The organism is Bacteroidota bacterium (assembly GCA_037133915.1).
Classification (GTDB): Bacteria; Bacteroidota; Bacteroidia; order Bacteroidales; family CAIWKO01; genus JBAXND01.
Map to the genome: position 1 here is coordinate 35,285 of JBAXND010000004.1, position 11,508 is coordinate 46,792.

The 11,508-nt window shown below is 43.0% G+C and carries 11 protein-coding genes; 5 read left to right on the forward strand and 6 right to left on the reverse strand.

Annotated elements, in window-relative coordinates; genetic code table 11:
• Positions 1-6 precede the first annotated feature (6 nt).
• The gene (locus tag WCM76_02395; protein MEI6764460.1) at positions 7-261 is read left to right on the forward strand and encodes a hypothetical protein; all 255 of its coding nucleotides are present in this window, start codon (positions 7-9) and stop codon (positions 259-261) included.
• A 3-nt stretch (positions 262-264) separates the two neighbouring features.
• Entirely contained in the window at positions 265-696 is a 432-nt protein-coding gene (locus WCM76_02400) for a biotin/lipoyl-containing protein (protein ID MEI6764461.1), read from the forward strand.
• Here the strand turns inward: WCM76_02400 and truB are convergent.
• The 4 genes from truB to WCM76_02420 all read right to left on the reverse strand — a co-directional run bounded on the left by truB (position 680) and on the right by WCM76_02420 (position 3,634).
• The gene (truB, locus tag WCM76_02405; GenBank protein MEI6764462.1) at positions 680-1,393 is read right to left on the reverse strand and encodes a tRNA pseudouridine(55) synthase TruB; all 714 of its coding nucleotides are present in this window, start codon (positions 1,391-1,393) and stop codon (positions 680-682) included. The two genes, WCM76_02400 and truB, sit on opposite strands and share 17 nt — an antisense overlap.
• Before the next feature lie 190 nt (positions 1,394-1,583).
• Positions 1,584-2,372 (reverse strand): undecaprenyl-diphosphate phosphatase, encoded by a 789-nt coding sequence (locus tag WCM76_02410; GenBank protein ID MEI6764463.1) that lies wholly within the window; start codon positions 2,370-2,372, stop codon positions 1,584-1,586.
• Entirely contained in the window at positions 2,369-2,734 is a 366-nt protein-coding gene (locus WCM76_02415) for a DUF3098 domain-containing protein (GenBank protein ID MEI6764464.1), read from the reverse strand. The genes WCM76_02410 and WCM76_02415 overlap by 4 nt, the downstream gene beginning before the upstream one ends.
• 21 nt (positions 2,735-2,755) lie before the next feature.
• Positions 2,756-3,634, reverse strand: a complete 879-nt coding sequence (locus WCM76_02420) for a permease-like cell division protein FtsX (GenBank protein MEI6764465.1) — start codon at positions 3,632-3,634, stop codon at positions 2,756-2,758.
• Between the two features lie 141 nt (positions 3,635-3,775).
• Between WCM76_02420 and leuS the strand changes: the two genes are divergently transcribed.
• The 3 genes from leuS (at position 3,776) to WCM76_02435 (ending at position 8,049) form a co-directional block, all read left to right on the forward strand.
• Positions 3,776-6,541: a leucine--tRNA ligase gene (gene leuS / locus WCM76_02425; GenBank protein MEI6764466.1), complete on the forward strand. Its 2,766-nt coding sequence runs from the start codon at positions 3,776-3,778 to the stop codon at positions 6,539-6,541.
• 74 nt (positions 6,542-6,615) lie between these two features.
• Positions 6,616-7,422, forward strand: coding sequence for a DUF3108 domain-containing protein (locus WCM76_02430; GenBank protein ID MEI6764467.1), 807 nt, complete (start codon positions 6,616-6,618; stop codon positions 7,420-7,422).
• Positions 7,423-7,590: 168 nt separating this feature from the next.
• On the forward strand, positions 7,591-8,049 hold the full coding sequence (locus tag WCM76_02435; protein MEI6764468.1) for a PepSY-like domain-containing protein: 459 nt from the start codon (positions 7,591-7,593) through the stop codon (positions 8,047-8,049).
• Between the two features lie 75 nt (positions 8,050-8,124).
• Here WCM76_02435 and WCM76_02440 read toward each other — a convergent pair whose 3' ends face one another.
• Both WCM76_02440 and WCM76_02445 read right to left on the reverse strand, forming a co-directional pair.
• Positions 8,125-10,650, reverse strand: a complete 2,526-nt coding sequence (locus tag WCM76_02440; protein MEI6764469.1) for an adenosylcobalamin-dependent ribonucleoside-diphosphate reductase — start codon at positions 10,648-10,650, stop codon at positions 8,125-8,127.
• A gap of 402 nt (positions 10,651-11,052) precedes the next feature.
• Entirely contained in the window at positions 11,053-11,490 is a 438-nt protein-coding gene (locus tag WCM76_02445; protein ID MEI6764470.1) for a pyridoxamine 5'-phosphate oxidase family protein, read from the reverse strand.
• Positions 11,491-11,508 lie beyond the last annotated feature (18 nt).

Genomic DNA, 11,508 nt, shown 5'->3' on the forward strand with positions numbered 1-11,508 from the left:
AACATCATGAAAGTATTCGGTAAAGAAAAAAAAGTAAAAGCGGCATCCGCTCCGCCTGTTGAAAAGCCAAAGACAGATAAGGACGCAGAAATTTCTGCAGCCATAGGTCTGGCGCTTAACCTGTATTTCAAAGAAATGCATGATTACGAACAGGCCATCCTCACCATCCAAAAAGTGATCAGACCGTATTCTCCATGGAGCTCCAAAATATACGGCTTACGGCAGATTCCATTTAAATACCCAAGAAATTTAACGCGCTAAACGATGAAAAAATTCAAATTCAAAATAAACGAAAACCCTTACGAGGTAGAAATTATTAGTGTTGACGATACCACTGCCGAAGTACACGTGAACGGAAATTCTTACAAGGTAGATGTGGAAGGTTCTTCCATGCAATCGAAAACGCCCAAACTGGTACGTTCCATGGCCGTTCCGTCAACCGATTCATCGCCCACCATCATGAAGACTTCGCCACCGGTTGGCGGAGGCACTATTAAATCGCCGCTTCCGGGAGCCATCCTTGCTATTCATGTAAAAATCGGGGATAAAATTACGGTAGGCCAAAAACTGCTTACGCTGGAAGCCATGAAAATGGAGAACAACATCAATTCAGACAAAGAAGGCAAAGTATCGGCAATTAAGGTCAAAAAAGGCGATACCGTAATGGAAGGCGATGCACTTATTGTGATTGAATAAGCGGTTGTACCGAAGTTTCGAACTCATCCATGGTCATAGCATCGCTGAGGCGGTAAATGCCAATGCGTGTGCGGCACAACGCAGATAAATAGGCGCCGCAGTTCAGTTCTGTTCCATAATCACGGGCAAGCGCTCTGATATAAGTTCCTTTACTGCACACTATTCTAAAATCAATGTCCGGTAACGCTATGCGCGTTATTTCAAATTCACTTATCGTTATTTTACGTGGTTCGAGAAGCACACTGCGCCCTTTGCGGGCATGTTCGTAAGCGCGTTTGCCGTCAATTTTTACAGCCGAAAAAATGGGCGGTTCCTGCATCAGTTCGCCAACAAATTTTTGTGCTGATTGATTAATAAGGCTTTCCGTAAGATGTGAATAATCAAAATGGGCATCTTCATCCGTTTCCATATCAAAAGAAGGTGTAGTTGCACCCATTCGGAAGGTTCCTGTATATTCCTTTTCCATGCCCTGAAACTCATCAATGCGCTTAGTAAATTTACCGGTACATACAATCAAAAGCCCCGTTGCAAGCGGATCAAGCGTACCTGCATGACCGGTTTTTACTTTTTTTAACCCGATACGATATTTTAAAATTACACGCATTTTACCTATCACATCAAACGAAGTCCATGCATAAGGCTTATTTATAAGAAGTGTTTCACCTTCTTCAAAATGATACTGACGTGATGTTTCCAAAATATTCAGATAATTTTTGTCGAAAATAATTTAAGAACTATGGGCGTGTTATTGAAAAACCAAATGAAACGAAGAATATTGCTCTTTGGTTCTCTGTGATATCTCTGTGAAATTTTTATCCCTTAACAAAATGAAGCTGCATTTCCCTAATTCAAACGCAAAGGAAAAAATGGCATTTCAAATCAGGCTGTTAACCACTGATGTTCAAATCCACGCCCAGTGCGAAAAGTATCAGCAATACAATACCAAGAACGATACGATAATAGCCAAACAGCTTGAATCCGTAGCGTGTCAGAAAAGTGATAAATGCTTTAATGGCAATGATGGCAACAACAAAAGCCACAACATTGCCAACCACCAATATTTTTATCTGGCTCTTTTCTATGGTGTCGTAAATTTTGAAAAGCTTATAGGCCGTGGCCGCGAACATGGTAGGAACGGCAAGGAAAAAAGAAAATTCAGCAGCATTTTTTCGTGTGAGCTTCTGGGTGAGCCCACCAACAATAGTTGCAGCAGAGCGGCTAACACCGGGTATCATCGCAAGCACCTGAAAAAGGCCTATTTTAAAGGCCGACATGTACTTTACTTCTTTGGTTTCATCCGTGTTTCCCTTGAACCATCTATCTACAAAAACAAGCACAATGCCACCTACAAGTAATGAAGCTGCCACGACTTCTATTCGCAGGAAATACTGTTCAATAATATTATTTAATAAAAATCCCAGAATTGCTGCCGGAATAAAAGCAATGAATAATTTAACATAGAAATTCACCGATTGAAGAAACCGCCGCCAATAGAGAATAAGCACTGAAAGTATAGAGCCAAGCTGAATGCAGACGGTAAACGCAGCAACAAATTTGTTATCGGGTGGAATCCCCAGCAGGGTTTCAACAATTATCATATGTCCTGTAGAGGAAACAGGCAGGAATTCTGTAATTCCCTGTACAATCGCGATTAGAATCGCCTCAAGATAGTTCATGCCTGAACTTTGTCTTTGGGTCTGATCATGATGGCGAATATTTCGATGGCGTAACCCAGCAACACCAGAATCGGGGCAACCGTGAGCCGCTGAGCATCGAAAATATCCGGATTAAACACGTTGGGGTCTTTGGAGCCGCCGCCAATCATCAGAATAAAGCCAATAGCCATAACCAGCAATCCCGAAAGCATCAGTATATAATTAATGCGACCAAACAGAAAAACAGGCTTTTTAACTTCAGTCCGTTGCCTTTGATATACAGGCTTTACAGGTTCTGCGGCTTTTACCTGAGGTGTTGCTGTTTCAGCAGTTTTCCTTATTACGGGCTTGTTCGGGATGTTTACTTTTTTCTTCTGAACCATATCTGTTAAGGTGTTTCAAAATCAATAATAGAGATAATCTATTTTAACTCGCAGAAATTTCCGCACTGCAAAGTACGTGGAAATCCACGAAATAATAAAGCCAATTATAAAAACAGAGGCAAACAACATCAAAAACAGGTCAATTTGCTGCAACGTAATAATATCCGGAATTTCCTGACGTGCAAACCAAATAACTACACCAAGGCCAATGGTACTGAGCAGTGATGCGATTAGCCCGTGAACCACACTTGTAATAAGAAAAGGCTTGCGGATAAACCGTTCGGTGGCGCCCACCAGCTGCATACTGCGAATTAGAAAACGCTTTGAATAGACCGACAGGCGGATGGTGTTATTAATAAGTGTTGTAGCAATAATCAGCAAAAGCACGCTGAATGCCAACAGCACAATACTTATTTTTTTCACATTTTCATTTACCAACGTAACTAACGAACGCTGATAATCCACTTCTTTAACATTCTCATTTTTTTCAAGGTCGGCCTTTATCTGGTCAAAGTTCTGAAGTTCGGCAAATTCAGCTTTCAGATGTACTTCAATGTAACTGTGCAGCGGATTATAACCGATTGTTTTAACGAAATCTTCGCCCAAAATTTTAGTAAAAGAAGCCGCAGCAGCATTTTCATCAATATATTCGGTTGATTTGATGTAATCCATCGCGTCAAGTTTTTTCTGCAACTGAATAATGTCGGCTTCTTTCGCATTTTTATTCATGTAAACAGAAAAGGCGATATTCTCTTTTACAAAGTCCGACAACTTCTGCGCGTGCAGCAGCAGCATTCCTAACAACCCTATAGCAAACAGCACCAACGCAATACTTACAATGGTGGTGATGTACGCCCCGTTCAGGCGTCTGCGGATAAAGCGGTCTTCTTTTCGTGCCATGTTGCGGTTTTGAAGTGTGTAAAAATAATAAAAATTGCCGACAGTAAGTGAAAAGTGATGCCTCTCAAAAATCAGGTTTTTTTTCTACCTTCGCAAATTCAATCAAAACAGCATATTGTTGCTCATTTACAAGATAAAAAGATGGAATATAATTTCACGGAAATAGAAAAGAAATGGAGAGAAATCTGGGAAAAGAACCGGGTTTATAAAACCGAGAACACCTCTGCCAAACCCAAATTTTATGTATTGGATATGTTCCCCTATCCTTCAGGTGCAGGGCTGCATGTAGGCCACCCCCTTGGGTATATTGCTTCAGATATTTATGCACGCTTTAAAAGGCAAACAGGGTTCAACGTTCTTCATCCAATGGGTTTTGATGCTTACGGATTGCCCGCCGAACAATACGCCATACAAACAGGGCAGCATCCGCTTATTACAACCGAGAAAAATATTACCCGCTACCGCGAACAGCTCAACCTGCTTGGCTTTTCATATGACTGGGATCGGGAAGTACGCACCTGCGAACCCCGCTATTACAAATGGACACAATGGGTGTTTATCAGATTGTTTCATTCATGGTACAACCATACGAGCGATAAAGCAGAAGATATATCCACGCTTATCGCGGAATTCGAAAGCAACGGAAATAAATCCGTTGATGCGGCATGCAGCGATGTGACCATTTTTACTGCCGAACAGTGGAAGTCGTTTTCCGAAACTCGGCAGCAGGAAGTACTGATGAGCTACCGCCTCACCTATTTAGCCGATACCATGGTAAACTGGTGCCCCGCACTGGGCACCGTACTTGCCAACGACGAAGTGGTTGAAGGCTTCTCGGTTCGTGGCGGACATCCTGTTGAGCGCAAGCTGATGAAACAGTGGCTGCTTCGAATCACCGCGTATGCCGACCGTCTGCTGAACAGCCTTGAAAAGCTCGATTGGGCAGACGCGATAAAAGAGATACAGCGTAACTGGATCGGCCGATCTGAAGGAGCTTCCGTTGATTTCAACATCGACGGGCACGATAAAATATTGAATATTTTTACCACGCGCCCCGATACTATTTTTGGTGTTTCGTTCATGACACTGGCACCGGAGCACGAATTTGTTTCCGAAATTACAACGCCCGAATATCGCGATGCGGTAGCAAAATACATTGATGAAGCTAAAAACCGCACCGAGCGCGAACGCATTGCCGATGTAAAACGCATCAGCGGACAGTTTACCGGGGCGTATGCCATTCACCCCTTTACAGGAAAAAAGATTCCGATCTGGATAGGCGATTATGTTCTGGCGGGTTACGGAACAGGTGCGGTAATGGCCGTTCCGGCACACGACAGCCGCGATTACGCATTTGCAAAACATTTCGGGCTGCCCATCACTGAAGTAGTTTCGGGTGGTGATATTTCAACAGAATCGTATGATGCCAAAGAAGGCATATTGATTAATTCCGATTTCATCAATGGCTTGGATGTGAAAACGGCTATAAAGACTGTGAACAACCGTGTTGAAGAAAGCGGCATCGGAAAAAGAAAAATAAATTTCAGGCTGCGCGATGCCATATTCAGCCGTCAGCGTTACTGGGGCGAACCATTCCCGGTGTATTACAAAGAAAACGGAATGCCCTATACGCTGGATGAATCGCAGCTCCCACTTGAGCTGCCCGAAGTGGATGCATATCTTCCTACAGAATCGGGTGATCCACCGCTTGCACGCGCCAAAAACTGGAAAACAAAAGACGGGTTTGCTCTTGAAACGAATACCATGCCCGGCTTTGCAGGCTCAAGCGCGTATTACCTGCGCTATATGGATCCGCATAATGAAAATGCGCTGGTATCTAAGGAAGCCAATGATTACTGGCAGAATGTTGACTTATATATTGGTGGTGCGGAACACGCAACCGGCCATTTGATATACGCCCGTTTCTGGAACAAATTTTTATTTGACCTCGGCATTGCCTGCAAAGACGAGCCTTTCCAGAAGATGATCAATCAGGGAATGATTCAGGGACGAAGCAGTTTCGCATATCGCATTAAAGGCACCAACACCTTTGTTTCATACAAACTGAAAGACAATTACGACACCACCGAATTGCATGTGGATGTAAATTTAGTTGAAGACGACATCCTTGATACGGACCGCTTCCGAGCATGGTTGCCGGATTACGCGAATGCAGAATTTATCCTTGAGAATGGAAAATATTACTGTGGTTCGGGCGTAGAGAAAATGTCGAAATCGCTGCACAATGTTCTCAATCCCGACGATCTTGTGGTGCGCTACGGTGCCGATACGCTGCGTTTATACGAGATGTTTCTGGGCCCGGTAGAAATGCATAAACCCTGGGACACTAAAGGTATTGAAGGCGTGTTTCGTTTTATCCGCAAGCTGTGGCGCCTCTTCCACGATTATGAAAACAATTTATCGGTGAGCGATGATGAGCCCACGAAAGAAGAACTTAAAATTATTCATAAAGCCATAAAAAAGATACGCGACGACATTGAACGCTTTTCGTTCAACACCGCCGTGAGTGCTTTCATGATTTGCGTGAATGAACTGAGCGAACAAAAATGCAATAAGAAAAAAGTGCTGAGTGAACTGGTAATCCTGATCGCACCCTTTGCGCCTCACATTGCCGAGGAGTTGTGGGCACTGCTGGGAAATTCCGATTCCGTGAATCTGACGGCTTATCCGAACCATAACGAAGAGTTCCTTACTGAAAATACCTTTTCATATCCGGTCTCTTTCAACGGTAAAATGAGGTTTTTGCTGGACCTTCCGCTCGATATGACTGTTGCAGATATTACAAAAGCGGCACTCGAAGCAAAAGAATCGGAGAAATATCTGGGAGGCGCTGCGCCCAAAAAAGTAATCGTGGTTCCAAAAAAAATCATCAATATAGTTATCTGACAGAAAGCGTTTTATAAAAATTGTTTCGATTGGAACGTTTCTTGCATTTCCCGGTCATCATAAAAAATGGAACAATGAAAAAGGTAATGTGGATGGTACTGGTGTTAGTAATGCCGGCCATCATGGTAAAAGCTCAGATGCGCGAAGTAACAAACACCGTTTTTCAGCGCGGAGAAATCCTGACCTATAGGGTATATTACGAATCGCTGCTTACAGGCAAAGTAACTGCCGGGATACTCACCATGGAAGTTACAAAAGACAACAAAGTAATCAACGAGAGGAATACGTTCCACATTACGGCTGTGGGAAAAACCAAGGGTGCCTTTAATTTCTTTTTTAAAGTACTCGACCGCTACGAAACTTATATGGACGAAAAAAGCCTTGTGCCCTGGTTATTCATAAGACGTGTTGACGAAGGAAGTTATATCATCAATCAGGATGTAACATTTAACCAGAACAAGAATGTTGCGTATTTCAAAGACAATAAAAGAAAACGTTCTTCAACAGTTGTTACACCGCCTAATATTCAGGACATTCTTTCGGCTATATATTATATGCGCAGTTATGATTTTGCCAACATCAACACCAACGATGAACTGCCGGTAAAATTCATGCTGGATGATACTGTTTTTTCATCAAAGGTAACCTACCTCGGCAAGTCAAGTATCGACATTGGTATCGGCAAGGTAAAATGCATTAAACTGAAGCCACAAGTAATTACAGGAAGTGTTTTTAAAGATCCTTACCCTGTAATAGTGTATGCCAGCGACGATAAAAACCGCATTCCAATTTATGCCGAAGGAGAAGTTCTGGTTGGAAAAGTGAAGATGGAACTGGTGAATTGGTCGGGGCTTAAAAATTCGTTCAGCGCACTTGAGTAATCGTCATGATAAACAGCACCTAAATACTGATAGCGGGTGAAAGCACACGTTATAATGCTTTCATCCGCTATCATGTTCTTTCAAATATTTTTTGAATTATCGTTTTTACACCGATATTTATTATAATTTAGCGACAAATAACCTTCAGAAAAATCTAATTATTCCATTATGAAAAAGTTGATTTCATTGTTGGCGGCCGTACTGATTACGACCGGCCTTTTTGCCCAAAAAGTTGCCGAAAAAGACGTTCCTCCCGCCGTTTTGAGCACTTTTAAATCAAAAATTACTGATTCTGTAAACGTAGCCTGGACAAAAGAAGGTGCGATTTATGAAGCGGCATTTACCAAAAACAATATGCCTGTTGAAGTTGAAATTAAGGAAACGAGCGAGTGGGTAATGACAGAGTGGGGAATTCCTGCCGAGTACCTGCCCAAAAAGATTAAACACCACATCGATTCTGTATATGCTGGTTTCAAAGTAACGGAAACTACTATTGCTTACCGCACCGATGGTAATTTCTACGTTATCGAAGTAAAGAAAAAGAAAGACGTACAGGAACTGACTTACGCCCTTACCTGCGAATTTGTTAAATCAGAGAAGATCGAAGCTGAGAAAAAAGAGAAGTAAAACTTCATCACTTTATGATAAAAAAAATCCCGGTTAATCAACCGGGATTTTTTTATGTCCGCAAATTTATCAGTATCAGCCGCACTTAGAATATCCGCAGCTGGTGCAGGTGAGGCAGCCTTCTTTATAAACTAAACCTTGGGGGTCGTCGCACTGAGGACATTTGGTATCGGGTGCCTGTGTGCCGTCCGGAATGTATTTTTTAAGAGCACGTACCACGCCGTTTTTCCAGGTCACAATGGAGTCGTTCTCCAAACGAAGATTGGAAATGAGGTCAACCACATAAGGCAAGGGCATGCCATGCCTGAGAATGCCTGAAATTAGTTTGGCGTAATTCCAGTATTCAATATCAAATGAGCGTGAAAGCCCTTCAATGGTTATCTTGTAGCCGGCCTTATCTTCAAATTGAAAATCATAACGGGAGGTTTCGCTGCCCTCTTCTTTATTCCTCAATACATGACCTTTATTCACCGAAGCAGGTAAAAAGAAATCTTCCGCCTTGCCGGTAAATATCTCGTATGGCCGGCCATGCAACACACCCACCACAGCAACCCACTTCTCATAGTCATTTTGGAAACGGATAACCTCTGCATCGAGTTTGCGCGGACGTGTCGGGGCTTTTGTTTCGCGGAAATCATCCACGTCTTCTTTCTTTGTATCACTCACCAGCACACCCGAACGGGAACCGTCGCGATAAATGGTAACGCCTTTGCAGCCGCTTTCCCATGCGGTTTTATAAATGTCGCTCACCATTTCTTCTGTAGTTTCGGTGGGTACATTAACAGTAACGCTGATGCTATGATCAACCCATTTCTGTATCGCACCCTGCATCTTTACTTTGGCGAGCCAGTCAATATCGTTGGCGGTTGCTTTATGGTACGGTGATTTTTCAATCACAGGTTTCAGTTGCTCATCGGAATAAAGTTTTACAGCGTCCAAATCATACCCGTTTGCCTTGAGCCATTTCAGGAATTTAGGATGAAACACGTTGTATTCTTCCCATGAATCGCCCACTTCATCCACAAAGCTTACGGTTACATTTTTATCGTTCGGATTTACTTTTACGCGGCGTTTGTAATTTACTTTGAATGCAGGTTCAATGCCCGAAGTCGTCTGTGTACAAATACTTACGCTGCCTGTTGGAGCGATGGTAAGCAGCGCAATGTTTCGTCTGCCGTATTTTTCCATGGCTTTATATACAAGCGGTGCAGCTTCTTTGAGGCGAAGAATAAACGGATTATTTTTTTCTTTTTCTGTGCTGTAAATAGGAAAAGCGCCTCTTGATTTTGCCAGATTGGTAGATGCACGGTATGCCTCAATCGCAAGCTGTTTGTGCACCTCAACCGAAAAATCCGTTGCCTCTTTAGAGCCATAACGCGAACCCAGAGCCGCTATCATATCGCCTTCAGCAGTAATACCAATACCGGTACGACGGCCTTTCAGCGTTTTCTCTTTTATTTTTTCCCAAAGCTTGCGTTCGGTGCGTTTCGTTTCTTCATCTTCGGGATCGGCATCTATTTTCTGCAGTATTTTATCGATTTTTTCGCTTTCCAGATCAATGATGTCGTCCATGATGCGCTGGGCATAGTGCACGTGCTGCGAAAACAGTTCTGAATTGAAAAGTGCCTGAGGTGTGAACGGATTTTCAACGTAGCTGTAAAGATTGATTGCCAGCAGGCGACAGCTGTCGTATGGGCATAAAGGAATTTCGCCGCATGGATTTGTTGACATGGTGCGGAATCCAACATCGGCATAGCTGTCGGGAACCGATTCGTTAATAATAGTATCCCAGAACAGAACGCCCGGTTCTGCCGATTTCCATGCATTGTGAATAATTTTTTTCCACAGCTGCAGGGCATCAATTTCTTTATTATAAACAGGTGTTTTAGAATCAATCGGGTATTGCTGAACATATTTTCCGCCATCGCGAACGGCTTTCATGAAGGTATCGTCAATCTTCACAGAAACGTTGGCACCGGTAACTTTTCCGTCTTCCAGCTTGGCATCAATAAAACGTTCGGCATCGGGATGTTTAATGGAAATACTCAGCATCAGCGCGCCACGGCGACCGTCCTGAGCCACTTCACGGGTAGAATTGGAATAGCGCTCCATAAAGGGAACAATGCCGGTTGATGTGAGTGCGCTGTTCTTCACCGGACTGCCCATTGGGCGGATGTGCGACAGATCGTGCCCTACACCGCCTCTGCGTTTCATAAGCTGAACCTGTTCCTGATCAACTTTCATGATGCCGCCGTAAGAATCGGAAGGTGTTTCGTTGCCAATCACGTAGCAGTTTGAAAGCGATGCAACCTGAAAATCGTTGCCAATGCCTGCCATAGGGCTTCCCTGCGGAATGATGTATTTGAAATCTTTGAACAGCTCGTAAATTTCTTCTTCGCCGATAGGATTGGAATATTTTTTCTCAACGCGTGCAATTTCGCGCGCAATGCGGCGATGCATATCATCGGGAGTCCGTTCGAACAAATCGCCTGCACTATTTTTCAATGCATATTTATTCAGCCAGACGTTCGCGGCAAGCGTATCCCCTTTAAAATATTCAATCGTGGCAGCAAGAGCATCGTCGAACTTATAGGTTTGCATTTCTTTTTTGCGGGCAGGTTCTTTCACCTGAGCAATAAATTCCTGTGTGTAAAATTCATCGTCAGGAAGTTCAGGTCTGACACGATTATCTAATACGCTATTATACGTGGTTTTGGTTTTCGCTTCAGTGGCCTCACTAATCTTTGGTAAGATCTTCTCTTCCATATGCTGTTTCTTTTGTATCGTTACTTCTCAAAAAAATACCGTGTTTTCTCCCATCCCAAATATTAAATATTTGTTAATCCGATGAATGGGAAATTGTTCCTGAGAGTTTTTCGGGACAGCTAAAATACGTGAAGCGCCTGCGCGCTGCAAGCCAATTTTATTAACAAAGTCAGGGACTTATTAACTTCCGCAATTAACTCATTGAAAGAAAAAATACTATCCTTTTTTTCAGGATAATCAGGAATTCCGATACCAGATTAGCTTCGTGCCGAAACCGAGCCTGTTGTCGGTCATTTTAAAGAAATCGGCTTCTAAAGCCCAGAAGGGAGTGTCTTTTAAGAAAGGCGCCGCTACCGGAAACCTTCTGATGTATGCTTTTTTTGCACTGGAGCGCTCCGAACCCTCTAATTCCCTAACATTACCGGTAAACTGCACGCCCCGTAAAACACCTATGAGTCTGGTTTCGTATGCGATAGCACCCGCAACACGATTATTGTTCTCAATTTCCGAAATATGCCGGGTGTGTTTTTCAGAAATAAAGATAAAACGCATACTGTTTTCATCAAAGACATAAAAACAGGTGGCGCAGTAAGGATTATTCTCTACCGATGAGGCAAGGGTAAAAATATGGTGTTTCTTTACCAGTTTGAGGATACGTGGATCGGGGACATTCATGATGTTATACATTACAGC